The 15865-nt window shown below is 67.3% G+C and carries 17 protein-coding genes and 1 pseudogene; 9 read left to right on the forward strand and 9 right to left on the reverse strand.

Annotated features, from left to right (window positions below; genetic code table 11):
• Position 1 precedes the first annotated feature (1 nt).
• The gene (locus tag ACZ7SW_RS25370; RefSeq protein WP_470232836.1) at positions 2–991 is read right to left on the reverse strand and encodes a sugar-binding transcriptional regulator; all 990 of its coding nucleotides are present in this window, start codon (positions 989–991) and stop codon (positions 2–4) included.
• Between the two features lie 131 nt (positions 992–1122).
• Here ACZ7SW_RS25370 and ACZ7SW_RS25375 point away from each other — a divergent pair, with 131 nt between their 5' ends.
• From ACZ7SW_RS25375 to ACZ7SW_RS25400, 6 genes are all read left to right on the forward strand, one after another.
• A complete protein-coding gene (locus ACZ7SW_RS25375) occupies positions 1123–2130 on the forward strand; it encodes a zinc-dependent alcohol dehydrogenase family protein (RefSeq protein WP_470232837.1) in 1008 nt (335 codons plus the stop codon).
• Positions 2117–3463 carry an ABC transporter substrate-binding protein gene (locus ACZ7SW_RS25380; protein ID WP_470232869.1) on the forward strand — a complete coding sequence of 449 codons (1347 nt, stop codon included), beginning with the start codon at positions 2117–2119 and terminating at the stop codon, positions 3461–3463. The genes ACZ7SW_RS25375 and ACZ7SW_RS25380 overlap by 14 nt, the downstream gene beginning before the upstream one ends.
• The gene (locus tag ACZ7SW_RS25385) at positions 3460–4392 is read left to right on the forward strand and encodes a carbohydrate ABC transporter permease (RefSeq protein ID WP_470232838.1); all 933 of its coding nucleotides are present in this window, start codon (positions 3460–3462) and stop codon (positions 4390–4392) included. Before ACZ7SW_RS25380 ends, ACZ7SW_RS25385 begins: the two co-directional genes overlap by 4 nt.
• Before the next feature lie 89 nt (positions 4393–4481).
• A complete protein-coding gene (locus ACZ7SW_RS25390) occupies positions 4482–5270 on the forward strand; it encodes a carbohydrate ABC transporter permease (RefSeq protein WP_116201681.1) in 789 nt (262 codons plus the stop codon).
• 12 nt (positions 5271–5282) lie between these two features.
• Positions 5283–6365: an ABC transporter ATP-binding protein gene (locus ACZ7SW_RS25395; protein ID WP_470232839.1), complete on the forward strand. Its 1083-nt coding sequence runs from the start codon at positions 5283–5285 to the stop codon at positions 6363–6365.
• Positions 6366–6476: 111 nt separating this feature from the next.
• Positions 6477–7046, forward strand: a complete 570-nt coding sequence (locus ACZ7SW_RS25400) for a DUF3995 domain-containing protein (RefSeq protein ID WP_470232840.1) — start codon at positions 6477–6479, stop codon at positions 7044–7046.
• Between the two features lies 1 nt (position 7047).
• On the opposite strand, the gene ACZ7SW_RS25405 is transcribed toward ACZ7SW_RS25400, so the two are convergent.
• On the reverse strand, positions 7048–7632 hold the full coding sequence (locus ACZ7SW_RS25405; RefSeq protein WP_470232841.1) for a TetR/AcrR family transcriptional regulator: 585 nt from the start codon (positions 7630–7632) through the stop codon (positions 7048–7050).
• Between the two features lie 51 nt (positions 7633–7683).
• On the opposite strand from ACZ7SW_RS25405, the gene ACZ7SW_RS25410 reads away from it, so the two are divergent.
• A complete protein-coding gene (locus ACZ7SW_RS25410) occupies positions 7684–8487 on the forward strand; it encodes a class I SAM-dependent methyltransferase (RefSeq protein WP_470232842.1) in 804 nt (267 codons plus the stop codon).
• Positions 8488–8494: 7 nt separating this feature from the next.
• On the opposite strand, the gene ACZ7SW_RS25415 is transcribed toward ACZ7SW_RS25410, so the two are convergent.
• From ACZ7SW_RS25415 to ACZ7SW_RS25425, 3 genes are read right to left on the reverse strand one after another with little or no spacing between them, the layout of a single operon-like run.
• Positions 8495–8689, reverse strand: a complete 195-nt coding sequence (locus ACZ7SW_RS25415; protein WP_116201635.1) for a ferredoxin — start codon at positions 8687–8689, stop codon at positions 8495–8497.
• Positions 8690–8729: 40 nt separating this feature from the next.
• A complete protein-coding gene (locus ACZ7SW_RS25420) occupies positions 8730–9935 on the reverse strand; it encodes a cytochrome P450 (protein ID WP_470232843.1) in 1206 nt (401 codons plus the stop codon).
• A 10-nt stretch (positions 9936–9945) separates the two neighbouring features.
• Positions 9946–11172 (reverse strand): cytochrome P450, encoded by a 1227-nt coding sequence (locus ACZ7SW_RS25425; RefSeq protein WP_470232844.1) that lies wholly within the window; start codon positions 11170–11172, stop codon positions 9946–9948.
• Between the two features lie 205 nt (positions 11173–11377).
• Between ACZ7SW_RS25425 and ACZ7SW_RS25430 the strand changes: the two genes are divergently transcribed.
• On the forward strand, positions 11378–12010 hold the full coding sequence (locus tag ACZ7SW_RS25430; RefSeq protein WP_470232845.1) for a TetR/AcrR family transcriptional regulator: 633 nt from the start codon (positions 11378–11380) through the stop codon (positions 12008–12010).
• A 142-nt stretch (positions 12011–12152) separates the two neighbouring features.
• Positions 12153–12695 carry a DUF4232 domain-containing protein gene (locus tag ACZ7SW_RS25435; protein ID WP_470232846.1) on the forward strand — a complete coding sequence of 181 codons (543 nt, stop codon included), beginning with the start codon at positions 12153–12155 and terminating at the stop codon, positions 12693–12695.
• Positions 12696–12698: 3 nt separating this feature from the next.
• On the opposite strand, the gene ACZ7SW_RS25440 is transcribed toward ACZ7SW_RS25435, so the two are convergent.
• From ACZ7SW_RS25440 to ACZ7SW_RS25455, 4 genes and pseudogenes are all read right to left on the reverse strand, one after another.
• Positions 12699–13547 (reverse strand): helix-turn-helix domain-containing protein, encoded by an 849-nt coding sequence (locus tag ACZ7SW_RS25440; protein ID WP_470232847.1) that lies wholly within the window; start codon positions 13545–13547, stop codon positions 12699–12701.
• 140 nt (positions 13548–13687) lie between these two features.
• A complete protein-coding gene (locus ACZ7SW_RS25445; protein WP_470232848.1) occupies positions 13688–13927 on the reverse strand; it encodes a hypothetical protein in 240 nt (79 codons plus the stop codon).
• A 137-nt stretch (positions 13928–14064) separates the two neighbouring features.
• The gene (locus ACZ7SW_RS25450) at positions 14065–14817 is read right to left on the reverse strand and encodes an ESX secretion-associated protein EspG (protein ID WP_470232849.1); all 753 of its coding nucleotides are present in this window, start codon (positions 14815–14817) and stop codon (positions 14065–14067) included.
• 856 nt (positions 14818–15673) lie between these two features.
• Positions 15674–15865: pseudogene (locus tag ACZ7SW_RS25455) on the reverse strand (IS630 family transposase); the annotation flags it as partial.

Below are 15865 nucleotides of genomic sequence, written 5' to 3' on the forward strand. Positions count from 1 at the left end.
CTCACGAGGGGTCCGGCAACGGCCTGGCCCGCGCCAGCTCCAGCAGCGGTACGGCCGCCGCGGCGTCGGTGACCAGCGTCGACACCAGACCGGACCGCAGCACTGCGTCGACCGCCTCGGCTTTCGGGCGGCTGTAACCGATCGCGATCACCTCGGGGACCGCCATCAGCTCCTCGTGGCTGATCGCCAGCACGTGGTGCGCCAGCCCGGTGCCGAGCGAGTTGCCGTCCGCGTCGAACAGCCGCGCGGCGACCTCGGCGGTCGCGCCCCTGGCGGCGATGGCGGCGCGTTCGGCCTCGTCCAGCGCGTCGTACACAGTGGACTCCCCGGCCTCCCACGAACCGATGCTGACCACGGCCTTGGTGAGTTTTCCGAACTGCGCGAACGTTTCCGCGATGCCCGGCTGGTGCCGCAGGATCTCCGTCGTCCGCCGGTCGGGCAGGACGAGCGGGCCGAAAATCGGGTAGGAGTCGCCGCCGGACACCGACGTCACGCGGCTGACCGTCTCCACCGAGCGGCCGCGCATGTCCATCCCGGCCTGCACCCCGCACAGCTGCACGATCGGGCAGCGCGGCAGGGTCCGGATCGCCTCGGTCATCGCGTTGACCGACCGCGCCCAGGACAGCCCGATGACGTCGTCCGGCGTCGCGATCTCCTCCAGCAGCCGGGCGGCCAGCGCGCCGACCTGCTTGCGGACGATCTCGCGCGGCTCGGTCTCGGATGCTCGTTCGAGCACGAGCACGCGGTCCAGCCGGTAGGCGCGGCGGAGGTCGTCGGACAGTTCGACGTCGATCGGCGCGGGCAGGTCGAACTCGATCCGCACCAGCCCGGACTCGAGTGCCGTGTCCAGCATCCGCGCGACCTTGAACCGGCTCATGCCGAACTCGTCGGCGATCTCCAGCTTCGAGGCGCCCTGCACGTAGAACCGCCTGGCCATGGTCGCCAGCAGCAGCGTCTCGGTCAGCGGCGGTGGCCCCTTTTTCCTGCTCACATGAGCAGGATAGCGCAAAAATGAGCTTTGCCGGTTGACGGATCCGCAGGTTGCGGCCTGTAATGCCTACGCATGTTACCTGTGGCATAAGTGAAAATCGCTCAAATGAGCATCTTGGAAGGTGATGACGCATGCGCGCCGCGATCGTGGACCGGCCCGGGCAGATCCGGGTCGGCGAGGTTCCCGATCCGAAGCCCGGGGAGCGTCAGGTCGTCGTGAAGGTGGGTGCCTGCGGGATCTGCGGCACGGACCTGCACATCGCCGACGGGCATTTCCCGCCGACCCCGTATCCCATCGTCCCCGGGCACGAGTTCTCCGGGGAAATCGTCGAACTCGGCGCGGACGTGCCCGCCGAGTGGAAGGTCGGCGACCGGGTCGCGGTCGACCCGTCGATCTACTGCGGATACTGCACCCCGTGCCGCTCCGGGCACGGCAACCTCTGCGCGAACTGGGCCGCCACCGGCGACACGGTCAACGGCGCCTTCGCCGAGTACGTCGCGGTGCCCGCCGATACTTGCTACCAGATGCCCGACTCGATGACCTGGGAACAGGGCGCGCTGGTCGAACCCGTTTCCTGCGCGGTGCACGGCGTGCGCCGGATCGGCGTGGAGGCGGGCGAACGCTTCCTCGTGGTCGGGGCGGGCACGATGGGCCTGATCATGCAGCAGCTCCTGCTCCGCGCTGGCGCGCAGGTGACGATGGTCGACCGCAACGCCGCACGGCTGCCCCGGGCGACCGATCTCGGCGCGGCCGCGGTGGCTTCCGATGTGTCCGAATTGGACGATGAACGCTTCGACGCCGCAGTGGACTGTACTGGCGCGGCCCCTGCCATCGAGGCCGCTTTCAACGCGCTTCACCGCGGCGGCCGGTTGCTCGTGTTCGGCGTCGCGCCGGCTGAAGCACGTGTCGCGCTTTCGCCGTTCCGCATCTACAACGACGAAATCACCATCGTCGGTTCGATGGCTGTGCTGAACAGCTACGGCAACGCGCTCGACCTCGTCGCGAACGGCTACATCGACACCGAAGCGCTGATCACCGACACCCTTCCGCTCGAGCAGTACCCCGAGGCGCTGGCGAAGATGCGCAGCGGGTCCGGCCTCAAGATCCAGGTGCTGCCCGGAGGTGGTGGCGGTGCGTAAACTCCTGTGCCTCCTTGCCGCGACAGCGTTGTTAGTGACGGGATGCGCCGGAGCCGGGGCGCTCGGCACCGGCGGGCGGACACTGGTCGTCGCGATCGTGTCCAATCCGCAGATGAAGGACGCCATCTCGCTCAAGGGCGAGTTCGAGCAGGCCAACCCCGGGATCAAGCTGAAGTTCGTCTCCCTGCCGGAAAACGAGGCCAGGGCGAAGATCACCGCGTCCACCGCCACCCAGGGCGGCGAGTTCGACGTGGTGATGATCAGCAATTACGAGGCTCCGCAATGGGCGGCCAACGGCTGGCTGGAGAACCTCGAACCGCACATGAAGGCGACGCCGGGCTACGACGAGGCCGACTTCATCCCGAGCATCCGCCAGTCGTTGTCGTATGAGAACCAGATGTACGCGGTGCCGTTCTACGGCGAATCGTCCTTTGTGGTCTATCGCAAGGACCTGTTCCAGAAGGCCGGGCTGAACATGCCGGCGCGCCCGACGTGGCAGCAGATCGCCGATTTCGCCGCGAAACTCGACGACAAGCAGGCTGGCATCGCCGGGATTTGCCTGCGCGGCAAGCCGGGCTGGGGCGAGAGTCTCGCGCCGTTCACCACGATGGCGAACACCTTCGGCGGGCAATGGTTCGACAAGGACTGGAACGCGAAGCTGACCAGCCCGGAGTTCGCCCAGGCGGCGAACTTCTACGTGAACCTGCTGCGCGACCACGGCGAGGTCGGCGCCTCCAGTGCCGGGTTCACCGAATGCGGCACGAAATACGCGCAGGGCAACGCCGCGATGTGGTACGACGCCACGTCGATGACCGGCACCACGGAAGACCCGAAGAGCAGCCACGTCGGCGGCAAGAACGGTTACGTCGCCGCGCCGGTGGAGAAGACGCAGGCGAGCGGCTGGCTCTACACCTGGGCGCTGGGCATTCCGAAGGTCGGCAAGAACAAGGACGACGCCTGGAAGTTCATGGCGTGGATGACGAACAAGGAATACGCGAAGAAGATCGGCCAGACCTACGGGTGGAACCGGGTCCCGCCGGGCACGCGCAAGTCGACCTATGAGATCCCGCAGTACAAGGAAGCCGCGAAAGCCTACGCACAGCCGACCTTGGACGGCATCGCGGCGGCCAACCAGCAGAAGACGATGGTGAACCCGGTGCCGTACCCGGGCATCCAGTTCGTCGGGATCCCGGAGTTCCAGGACCTCGGCACCCGGGTGAGCCAGCAGCTGTCCGCCGCGATCGCCGGTCAGACCTCCGTCGCCGACGCGCTCGCGCAATCGCAGAAATACGCGGAATCCGTCGGAAAGTCCTATCAGGAGGTGCAGCGATGAGCACCCTCTCCGTCCCCGCCGGAACCGCGCCGGCGACCGCGCGTCCCGCTGCGAAGAAAGTGACCGGCTCGACCGGGAAGCGGCGGCTCCCGCTGTTGCCCGCGCTGATCTTCGTGATCGCGGTGACACAGATTCCCTTCCTGCTCACCGTGTTCTACTCGTTCCAGTCGTGGAACCTGGTGCGCCCGGGATCGCGGCATTTCGTCGGCTTCCGCAACTACGTGGACGTCTTCACCGACGCGACGTTCCTCGGCGCACTGCTGAACACGGTGGTCCTGACCGTGGTCTGCGTGTTCCTTTCGCTGCTGCTCGGACTCGGGCTCGCGGTGCTGCTCGACCGGAAGTTCTTCGGTCGCGGATTCGTCCGCACGCTGCTGATCACGCCGTTCCTGATCCTCCCGGCGGCCGGTGCGCTGCTGTGGAAGACGACGGTGTTCGACCCGAGTTTCGGGTTGCTGCACTTCGTGTTCGGCACGGACACCGACTGGCTTTCGCAATTCCCGATGGCCGCGGTGATGGCGCAGATCATCTGGCAGTGGACGCCGTTCATGACGCTGCTGATCCTCGCCGGGCTGCAAAGCCAGTCGAAGGAGGTTCTGGAGGCGGCGTCGGTGGACGGCGCGAGCCGCTGGCGCACCTTCGTGTCGATCACGCTGCCGCACCTGTCGCGCTTCCTGCAATTGGCCACGCTGCTCGGCGCGATCTACATCGTGAACAGCTTCGACGCGATTTTCCTGATGACGCAGGGCGGTCCGGGCACGGCCAGCACGAACCTGCCGTTCTACATCTACCAGCGCGCGTTCGAGGGCTTCGACATCGGCCAGTCGTCCGCGATGGGCGTCGTCGTGGTCATCCTGACGATGATCGTCGCGACGTTCGCGCTGCGGTTGATGTTCCGCGCGTTCTCCGTGGACGGAGGAGTCAAGTGAGCACCGCAACCGCCACCGCCTCGCCCGCCGCGACCGACACCGCGCCGCCTCCTCGGCGCAAGACCAAACGCCGCTACGGTCCGGGTGCGCTGACCGTCGCGACCTGGATCATCGCGATCCTCTTCGTTTTCCCGTTGCTGTGGATGATTCTCACCGCGTTCAAACAGGAGAACGACGCCTACACCGATCCGCCGAAGCTGTTCTTCACACCGACGTTCGACCAGATCTCCGGGGTGCTCAACAGCGGTTTCCTGCCGTACCTGGGAAATTCGGCGTTCGTCACGGTGATTTCGACGCTGCTCGTGCTGTTGCTGGGAATCCCGGCCGCGTACGCGCTGTCGCTGGCCCCGGTGAAGGGCACGAAGAACGCGCTGGGCTTCTTCCTGTCGACCAAGATGCTGCCGATCGTGGCCGCGATCATCCCGCTGTACGTGATCTCGCAGAACACCAACCTGCTGGACACCGTGTGGGCGCTGATCATCCTGTACACCGCGATGAACCTGCCGCTGGCGATCTGGATGATGCGGTCGTTCTTCCTGGAAGTCCCCGGCGAGATGATCGAGGCGGCGCGGATCGACGGGGCGAACCTCCCGACGCTGCTGCGCAAGATCATCATGCCGGTGGTCGCGCCCGGCATCGCGGCGACCGCGCTGATCTGCGTGATCTTCTCCTGGACGGAGTTCTTCTACGCGGTCAACCTCACCGCCGCCCGGGCCGGCACGGTGCCGGTCTTCCTGGTCGGCTTCATCACCAGCGAGGGCCTCTACTGGGCTCAGCTGTCCGCCGCCGCGCTGCTGGCCTCGCTGCCGGTGATGATCGTGGGCTGGATCGCGCAGAACCACCTGGTGCGCGGGCTGTCCATGGGCGCTGTGAAGTAAGGGAGAACGCAGATGTCCGCTGAAGTGATCTACGACCAGGCGTCGCGCGTCTATCCCGGCAACCCGGGCGTCCGCGCGGTCGACCAGTTGAGCCTCGAAGTGCCGGACGGCGAATTTCTCGTGCTGGTCGGCCCGTCCGGCTCGGGCAAGTCGACCGCGCTGCGGATGCTCGCCGGGCTGGAGGACGTCAACGAGGGCGCGATCCGGATCGGCGACCGCGACGTGACGGACTTGCCGCCGAAGGACCGCGACATCGCGATGGTGTTCCAGTCCTATGCGCTGTATCCGCACATGACGGTCGCCGACAACATGGGTTTCGCGTTGAAATTGCGCGGTTTCTCGGCGGCTGACATCAAGAAGCGGGTCGACGAAGCCGCCAAGATGCTCGACCTGTCCCGGTTCCTCGACCGCAAGCCGAAGGCGTTGTCCGGCGGGCAGCGGCAGCGGGTCGCGATGGGCCGGGCGATCGTGCGCGAGCCGAGCGTGTTCCTGATGGACGAGCCGCTGTCCAATTTGGACGCGAAATTGCGCGTCGAAACCCGCGCCAACATCGCGAAACTGCAGCAACGGCTCGGCACGACGACCATCTACGTGACGCACGACCAGGTCGAGGCCATGACGATGGGCGACCGGGTCGCTGTGCTGAAGGACGGCGTGCTGCAGCAATGCGCTTCGCCGAGGTCGCTGTACGAGAAGCCGGAGAATTCGTTCGTGGCCGGTTTTATCGGTTCACCGGCGATGAACCTGGCGACGCTGCCGCTGTCCGACGGAGGGGTGCGGCTAGGCGATCTGGTGGTGCCGCTGTCCACCGAGGTGCGGACAGCGGCGGCAGGGCTGTCGGAGATCGTCTTCGGGATCCGGCCGGAGTCGCTGCGCCTGGTCGGCGAGGCGGACGAGGGCTTCGAGCTGGTGGTGGAGCTCGTCGAGGAACTGGGCGCGGACGCGTACCTGCACGGCAAGGTCGGCGACGACCGGTTCGTGGTCCGGGTCGACGGACGGACCCCGCCGCGGATTGGCGACAACGTCCGGGTGGCGTTGCGCGGCGAGGGCGAGACGCACGCGTTCGATCCGAAGACGACGCTGCGACTGGGCTGAGCGGGAGTTGTCGGTGCCGGTTCTCCCGGCACCGACAACTAGCTCTCGAGGGGGAGGCGCTTCCCCCTCGCGTCCGATCCCTTCCGCCGCGGTTCGGACGACGCTTAACGCATGTCGTTGAAGCAAGCCGAGTTGAGCAAGTGGCCGGGTTATGTCGCTGCGGTCTGGGGTGTGGCGTTCGCGATCCCCAGTTTCATTTGGGCGACCGGCAGCACCTTCGGCGCGCAATCGACGGTGTCGCCGTCGCTGGTCCGGCTCGCGCAGGACCGGGTGCCGTGGTTTGTGGCTGTCCTGGTGATCACCGGTCTGCTGAAGGTTTTCGGTGCCGTGATCGGCATCAGCCTGACGCGGCCGCGCGACCGGTGGCTCAGCCGGACGATGGTGTTCTGCGGCGGTGGCGCGGCGATTCTGCTGACCTGGCACGGCGGGCTGTTCGTCGTGCAGGGTGTGCTGGTCAAGACCGGAGCCGTCGCCGTCGATCCAGCGTTGTCCGACCTGATCAACTGGTATCTCTACCTCTGGGGTCCGTGGTTCATCGTCGGCGGTCTCGCGTTCGCCGGGGCTGTCGCGCTGTACGTCCGGCACCGCGATGATCGACGCACGTTGACCCGTTACGGAGTGGTCGGCGCGCTCGGTGCGTTGGCTCTGTCGGTGGCAGCGGTTGCGATGGGCATCGGGTGAGTCAGCGGAGGACTCCGGCGAGGACCGTGGCCGCCATCTGCCGCACCGCTTCCTCGCTGGGCGGCTCCCCAGTGCGATCGGCGAAGAGCAGGTGGCCCGCTCCGATGAGTGTCGGGGCGAGCGTCCGCACGTCGGCGTCCGGGGCGAGCCGACCGAGAGTTCGTTCTGCGGCAAGGTAATCCGCGAGCACGTTCGCCGCGTCGGTGGCCAGCGGAATCCCCGGGCCCGGTCGCGCGGCGCGGAGTCGGTGCCGCAGGTCGTCGCGGAAGGTGATCAGGGCGACGATCGACACCGCGACCGACGAGAAGACTTCGGTGAGCACCTCGGCCACCGTCTCGACCAGGTCGCCGGCTCCGGCGTGCAGGTCGTCCGCGCGGGCTTCGAGGCGATGGATCCGGTCGAGCACCAGCGCGGCGAGGAACGCGTCGAAATCCTCGAAATGCCGGTGCAGCACGCCCTTCGCGCAATCCGCTTCGGTGGTGACGGCGCGGCTGGTGAGGCCGCTCGGGCCCTCGCGCAGCAAAACCCGTTCCGCGGCGTCGAAAAGCTGGGCACGGACGTCGCGGAGATGGATCCCGGTGGGCAACTCGAAGGTCCTTCCTAGCCATAGTGGGCGCTTGCCCACTATGGTGGGCGCATGCCCACTTTACCCCGTCCCGAACCGCATCGGCACCGGACTATGGCGGAGTCGTTCGGCGTCGATCCCGAGCGCTACGACCGCGCCCGCCCGCGCTACCCGGACGAGCTGGTGACCGCCGTCCTCGACGCGAGCCCGGGGAAGGAAATTCTCAATATCGGCTGCGGAACCGGCATCGAGGGGCGGCAATTCCACGCACGCGAAGCCGTGGTGCTCGGCGTGGAGCCGGACGCGCGGATGGCGGAGTTCGCCCGGCGCGATTTCCCGGTCGAGGTCGCGAAATTCGAGGATTGGGACCCGGCGGGGCGGACGTTCGACGCCCTCGTGTCCGGACAGGCCTGGCATTGGGTCGACCCGGTCGCGGGAGCCGCCAAGGCCGCGCGAGTGCTTCGTCCGGGCGGCCGGTTCGCCGCGTTCTGGCACGTGTTCATGCCGCCGGAGGAAATTTCGCACGCGCTGGCGGACGCGTTGCGCCGGGCGATGCCGGATTCGCCGTTCAGCGGCGACTACCTGAAAAACCCCAGCGCCGACGCCTACCAGCCGATGCTCGACAAAGCCGCGGCCGGTTTGGCCGAGACCGGCGCGTTCGCCGACGCGGAGTACTGGCGCTACGACTGGACGCAGGACTACGGACGCGACGAGTGGTTGGACCTGCTCGCCACCCAAGGCGGCGTCACCGTGGCGACGCCGGAGCAGCGCGCCCAGATACTGGCCGAGGTCGGCACCGCGATCGACGCGCGCGGCGGCCACCTGACGACGAATTACTCGACCGCCGTGGTGACCGCCGTCCGCTTGTCTTCTTGACCGCTGGTCACTCCTCCAGCGAAAGCGCTTGGCTCGGGCAGATGTTCACGGCCTCGCGCGCCTTCTCGATCAGTTCGCCGTCCGGAGTGTCGTTGAGGACGATGACCGTGCCGTCGTCCTCGCTCTGGTCGAACAGCGCGGGCTCGGTGAGCACGCACTGGCCCGCGCCGACGCACTTGCCGGTGTCCGCGATGATCTTCATGATGGCCTCTTCCTGGCTTGTGGTGGGAGCACTCTGATCTCTACCAGGTCACCGGCAACTGGTACAGGCCGAAGATCGTGGCGTCCTTCTTCACCGGCAGCTCGTCGGCCGGGAGCGTGCACGTGAGCGTCGGGACGCGGCGGAAGAGCGTGTCGAACACGATCTGCAGTTCCATCCGCGCGAGGTTCTGCCCGAGGCACTGGTGCGGCCCGAAACCGAACGCGACGTGGTGGCGCGCGCCGCGTTCGAGGTCGAGCTTTTCCGGGCTCTCGAACACCTCCGGGTCCCAGTTCGCGGCGTAGCCCAGCACGAGCACGCCCTCGCCGGCTTTGATCGTGACGCCGCCGATCTCCACGTCCTCGGTCGCGACCCGCGCGGTCGCGCCTTCGACAATCGTGAAGTAGCGCAACAGTTCCTCGACCGCGAGGAGCGTCTTGCCCGGGTCGGCCTCGATCGTCGCGCGCTGCTCGGGGTTCTCCAGCAGCCCGATCGTGCCGAGCGAGATCATGTTCGCGGTGGTCTCGTGCCCGGCGACCAGCAGCAGGAAGGCCAGCCCGATCATCGCGTCGTGGTCGTACTTGCCTTCTTCGCGGCGCTTGACGATCTGCCTGCCGAGGAGGTCGTCGGTCGGGTCCTTTTCCTTCGCCGCGACGAGCCCGCCGAGGTATTCGCGCAGCTCCACGGAGGCCTTCGTGCGATCTTCGACGCTGGTGCCGCGGCGGATGAGCGCCATGGTGCGTTCTTGGAAGTAATCGTGGTCGGCGTACGGGACGCCGAGCAGTTCGCAGATCACCAGCGACGGCACCGGCAGCGACAGCTTTTCCACCAGGTCAGCCGGTTTCGGCCCGGCGAGCAGTTCGTCGACGAGGCCGTCGACGATCTCCTGGATCCGCGGCCGCATCGCTTCGACCCGCTTGACGGTGAACTCGCCGAGCACCTCGCGGCGGGCCTCGCCGTGCTCGGGCGCGTCCATCCCGATCATGGCTTTCTGCTTGGCGTTGGTGAGGATCGCGGCCCCGCCCTCGGCCAGGAACGGGAAATTGGGCAGGAACCGGTCGGAGGAGAACCGGCGGTCGCCGAGGACCTGCCGGGCTTCCTCGTGCCGCGCGGCCACCCAGGCCTGTTTGCCGCCGGGGATCCGCACGCGGTGGAGCGCGCTTTCCTCGCGCATCCGGACGTACTGCTCCGGCTGGGCGAACGGGCAGGTGCGGGCGACCGGCATGTGGAGTTCTTCAGTGGCAGTCATCGTTTCCCCCTCACCAGGTCACCGGGAGGCAGTACAGCCCGAAGACGCCGGAGTCGTGTTTGAACGGCAACTGATCGACCGGCGCGGCGAGACGCAGCGTCGGGATGCGACGGAAGAGCGTGTCGAAGACGATCTGCAGTTCCATCCGCGCGAGGTTCTGGCCGAGGCACTGGTGCGCGCCGAAGCCGAACGCGACGTGGTGCCGTCCGCCGCGGGTGATGTCGAACCGCTCGGGCTCGGGGAAGACGTCGGAGTCGAAGTTGGCCGCGTAGCTCAGGCCGAGCACGCCTTCTCCGGCCTTGATGGTGACGCCCGCGATGTCCACGTCTTCGAGCGCGACGCGGGAGGTGGCGAATTCCGCGATGGTGAAGTAGCGCAGCAATTCCTCGACGGCGTCGAGGGTTTTGCCCGGGTCCTCCTTGATCGCGGCGAGTGCGTCCGGGTTCTCCAGCAGCGCGACGGTGCCGAGCGAGATCATGTTCGCGGTGGTCTCGTGTCCGGCGATGAGCAGCAGGAACGCCAGCGACACGAGGTCGTCGTGGTCGTAGTCGCCCTCCTCGCGCTTCTTCGCGATCTGGCGGCTGAGCAAATCGTCCGCCGGTGCGGTTTCCTTCGTGGAAACCAGGTCGGACAGATAATTCTGCATCGCCTCGACCGATTCGCTGCGCTCGTCGACGCTCGTCTCGCGGTTGAGGAGCCGTGAGCTGTGCTTCTGGAAGAACTCGTGGTCGGAGTACGGGACGCCGAGCTGTTCGCAGATCACCAGCGACGGCACCGGAAGCGAGAGCGCGGACACCAGGTCGGCGGGCTGGTCGCCGGCCAGCATCGCGTCGAGGTGCTGGTCCACGATCTCCTGGATGCGCGGCTGCAACGCCTTCATCCGCTTGACGGTGAACTCGCCGACGACGCTGCGCCGGGCCGGGCCGTGCTCGGGCGGGTCCATCGCGATCAGCGACGGACGCAGCTTCGGACGGCGTTGCCGCCCGTCCTTGAACAGGATCGGGAAGCCGGGGTTGAACCGGTCCGAGCTGAACCGCGGGTCGTTCAGCATCGCCCGCAGGTCCTCGTGCCGGTTGAGCACCCAGGCGCGCTGGCCGGTGTGTTCGAGTTCGACGTAATGCGCGCGAGCGTCGCGGAACCGGTCGTAGCCCGGCGGCGGAGCGAACGGACAGGTCCGCTTCATCGGGAACGCGGCCTGCTCCGGCTGGGTGCGGCTGGGCTGGGCGACTTCGGTCATCAGAACCCCCTGTGGTGGGTTTGCCCGATTACGGAATGAATGTGGAGGATTACATTCCGGTTCAGTGCCCAAGGTACCGAAGTGGAGGATCGTCGTCCACTAGCAACGGGGTGACAATTGCTGTCCCACCTGGCTTGCCGGCACGTTTGCGCAGTTGGCCGGGCATGCGAGAATGCGCGCCAACCGGAAGAGGGAAGGCCGGGTTATGAGTGCAGACCCCGAGACGCCGCTGCGGGCGGACGCGCAACGCAACCGCGACCAGATCATCGCCGCGGCTCGCGTCATCTTCGCCAGTCATGGGCCCGAGGTCCCGATGGAGGAGATCGCGCGCGCGGCCGGCGTCGGCGTGGGGACCCTCTACCGGCGCTTCCCGGACCGCGACGCGCTCATCCGCGCGGTGGCGGTGGACAACTTCGCGGGCGTGCTGGACAACGCCAGGCGGCTGTCGGTCGAAGCGCCGACGGCGTGGGAAGCGTTGGTGCAGCTGCTCTACCACGGCGCGGAACTGCAGCTTTCGATGCAATTGGCGATGCTGTCGCAGCGGGCGCACGAAATTCTCAAGGACGATCCCGAGGTGGCCCAGCTGCGCGAAGCGGTGCTGCTCGAGGTCGACGACCTGGTGGTCCGGGCGCAGGCCGAGGGGACGTTGCGCACGGACGTGGGCGCCGGGGACGTCGCGGTGCTGTTCGCCCGGCTCATCCGCCAGTTGCCCGCGCATCGGTTGAAATCGCCGGAGATGGCGACGGCCCGCAACATCGCCATCATGATCGACGGCCTGCGCGCCGGTCCGGCGACCACCTTGCCGGGACGGCCGATCAGCAAGGAAGATCTGCTCTGACCCTTTCTTCGGACGCGGCGGGCCGTCTCGGGTTGCTCCGATAGGGGTGATCACACAACGGGCCATCGGGAGCCGGGCGGGGACGTCTTATCTCGTGAAAGCCGGTGCGGAGCCGCCGGAAAACGCGAGAGGGGACGAAATCATGAAGAACATCCGCCGGATCGCCATCGCCGTCGCTGTCGCCGGGGGTGCTGCCGCGGTCTTCGCCGGTACGGCCGGTGCCACGACCACGAGCACGGACTCGTCGGCGCTGCCGTGCACGGCGAACCAGTTCAGCACCAAGCTCGTCTACGGCGGGGCCGGTGCGGGCCAGCGCCAGGCCGCGCTGCAGTTCACCGCGAACGAGGGCGAGCGGTGCGTCTTGTCCGGCCGGGCCGACGTCAACCTGGTCGGCGCGCACGACGTCCTGGTCAACAACGAGGCGCCGGCCGACGCGCCGCCGGTGCTGATCGCGAACGGTTCGTCGGCGTACGTGCCGCTGCACTGGACCGCGATCGGGTCCGACGACGAGCAGCAGACGCCGAACGCGGTGACCATGACCGCCCCGGCCGACTCCAACCCGCACGGGGACCCGATCGACCCGAACGTGACGGTGGACTGGACCTTCGGCGCGGTGGACGCCGGCGCCGACAGCCACACGATCGACGTCGGTGCGCTGACGGCGGGCGAAGCGCCTGCCGCGTAAGGACTATCCGGGCGGGGCTGCGCGGGTGAGGGATTCGAGGACCCGCAGCAGCACCGCCCGGGCGGCGTCGCCCTCGGCCGCGACTGTCCACAGTAGATCCGCGACCTCGTGGTACGGGTCGGCGTCGCTCGCGATGTGCTCGCCCTCCGGGGTCTCGACCATCGCGACGTCGTCGACGACCCAGAAGTCCGCGGTGATCGGGTAGGGCAGGACGACGTCCGCGGGGATGATGCCGAAGCGGACGTTGGGGGTGCCGAGCAGCGCGAGCAGCTTGTGCACCTGCGCGATCATCACCTCGTGCGGCGCGTTCGGATAACGCAGCGCGGCCTCGGAGGTAAGCAGTTCGATGGTCCGGCCGGGTTCGTAGAGGATCTGCTGGCGCTGCATCCGCGCCCGGACCGCCTCGGTGATGTCCTGTGCACCGCCGTGGATCCGGGCGTGGGCGAGCAGTGTATGCCGCGCGTACTCGGGTGTTTGCAGTAATCCGGAGACAATTCTGAGGTCGACCGCACGAATTCGTAACGCTCTGGCCTCTCTGGCTATGGATTCCTCTTGTCTAGCCCGATGTCCGTCGCGGACTTTGTCTTTCCAGCTGGCGTGCGCGTCGCGGACCCCGACGAGCTGTTCCCGCAGCTGTTCGGCCAGTTCCGGAGGCCCGCCGACAGCGGCGATCCAGGCGTCGAGGTCATCGTCGCCGACGGTCTGCCTGCCGTTCTCGATTTTGCTGACCTTGGGCGCGTTCCAGCCGATGGCGGTGGCGAAGTCCTTTCCGGTCTCGTAGCCCGCGTCGACCCGGAGCCGGCGCAGGCGATCGCCAAGCTCTGCCCGGCGTTTCTCGAAACTGGTAGGCACTCGCCCTCGCTATCGCATGCGGAATTCCTCGAACCCGATGGCATCTTCCCACACCTGGGGTCGAGTTTCGAGAAATCCTGGGCGTCTAGTGCGTCTGAATCGCCGGGACGCCTTGCCTTGGCTGCGCGGGCCCGTCGTGCTCAGGCTTCCTGCGGGAAGAACTTGAGCAGGCCGGCGGGGATTTCGACGGCCGTTTCGGTGTCCGGCATGCCGCGTTCGTGCAGCTGCCGAAGTGCCTCCTCGTCGGTGACCCGGTATCCCTGGACGACGTACGTGCCGCGATTGGTGCGATAAGCGTTGGGGCAGTTGCCGCCCGCGCTGGTGGTTCCGAGGAACTCGAGGGCAAGTGCTTCTTCGGGCTGGGCGGGATGCGGGGTCATGCGGAGTCCTCCTGACGTGCTGGCGGCGCCTGTACCGGACACGGGGTGTCGAAATTTCCCCAATGGCTCATGTTGGCAGAGAATTTCGCGAAAGCATAGAGGGATGGCGCGAAATGTTGCCGTCCGATGGTGGCCGCTCAGGCGAGTTCGGCGAGCGTCAGCGCCAGCGCGTCGACGAGATGGGAGCGGGTGCCGGAGTAGACGTTGATCTGCAGCCCGCCGGCGCCGTCGGGGCTGACGAAACTCAGCACGCGCCCGCGGCCGGTGAGGTCGATCGCGGACAGCGGCGTGCTGTGCGTCCGGCTTCCGTCCGGTCCGCGGACGGCGACGTGCATCAGGTGCACGGCGTCGCGCCGGGCTCGCATCAGGTGCCGCAATTCGTCCGCACTGGCCGACGATTCGGCGAGGGGATCGGCGGAAGCGCTGTCGTAGTAGTCCTTGGGCACCTTGAGCGGCCGGAGTTTCGCCGGATCGCAGCAGGGCAGCAGATCGACCAGGCTGCCGCCGATGTCGCGCGGCGAAACAGGTTCCAGCTGTACGGACCGGCTGTCCGTCACGAGCCGAACCGCCTCCCGCCCGGCCGCCGCGACGAGAATCGCCCCGTTGTCCCCGCGCCGGTTGCCGAAATCGCTCCAGGAGTACACCTCGCGCCTGGCCTCGGCGAGAAGTTCGAGAGTGTCGCGCAAGCGCGGGCTGGGCGCGCCGCTCGCCGCGAGCCCGAACCTCGCCAGCAGTGCGTACGACTGGACCCGGAGTTTCTCGGCGAACTCGTCGGTCATGAACATCGGCGCGTGCTCGACCACGACAGGCGGATCGCCGAGTTTCTCGTGGCCCCACACGGCGAGAAACGCCAACCGCGGCATCCGGACCGGTCTCTCGAGGATCGGCATCGTTGGCGACCCCCTTAGCCGCCGATGGTCGGAGGAGTAGGCGGCAAACCGGTGCGCGGATCCACGGTGCGTTCGCCGTCGTCGTCGGTGAGGGAGAAGGCGGCGTCGGTTTCCAGGCCGTATTTGCGGTGGTGTTCTTTGGAATCTTTGTCTTTGCCGCGGGTTGGGGTTGCGCCGCCTATGCCTGGGGTGCCTCGGGAGCCTTGGGTACCGCTTGTGCCGCGGGGTGTGTTGCTTGCTGCGCGGCCTTGTTCGCCTGCGCCGGTTCCTTTTCCGGTGCCTGGCGGGGGTGGGCCGCCCGTACGGCTGCGGGGTTCGCCAGTGCGGTTGCTTTCCCCGCCTGCCCCTTCGGTGACGCGCCCGCCGACGTTGCTTGCGTTTCCGCGTCCGCCTTGCACTGGAATCGATGACCATGGGGTGTTGCCATCGCCTGACCCGCCGGCGTCAGGTGTTGCAGAGGACGGGGCCCAGTTCCTGCTCACCGTCGAATGCGACGATGGCGGTGTCCACCCTGAAGTCGCGGTCTGGCTACCACTGCTTCCTGGCGGAGATACCCTCCCTGGCCAGCCCGTACGGTCAGGCTCGTGTGTTACGTCAGGTCTGGGAGCTCCGTCAGAACTGTGCGCTGGCGAAGGCGGGGCAGGCGACGAGGGCGGTTCTTCGGGAGCGAGCTCGGCGCCTTTGCGTGGCGGACCAGTATCCGGGCGTTTCTCGGGCGGAGCCTGGCCGGGATCAGGGCCAGTCGCGATGTCGTGCCCATCGAAGCTGTCGAGCCGACCGTAGTCGGTTTGCAGATTCTGGCCGTTAGCACCGGAATGCTGGAGATAGGCCTGGTAGCGATCAACATTGTGCTGCGCTAGTGTCCTGCGCCTGAAATTCGTTGGCAATATCGTGCGAGTGAATCGATGATCTCTTCGGCGGTCTTGGTCCACACGAACGGCTTGGGGTTCTGATTCCAGTCCTTGATCCACTCGCGGATGTCTTTCTCCAGTGCCGCAACGCTCTTGTGGACGCCGCGCCGGATCAGCTGATCGGTGAGGAACCCGAA

It is taken from the genome of Amycolatopsis sp. NPDC114484 (genome assembly GCF_055633755.1).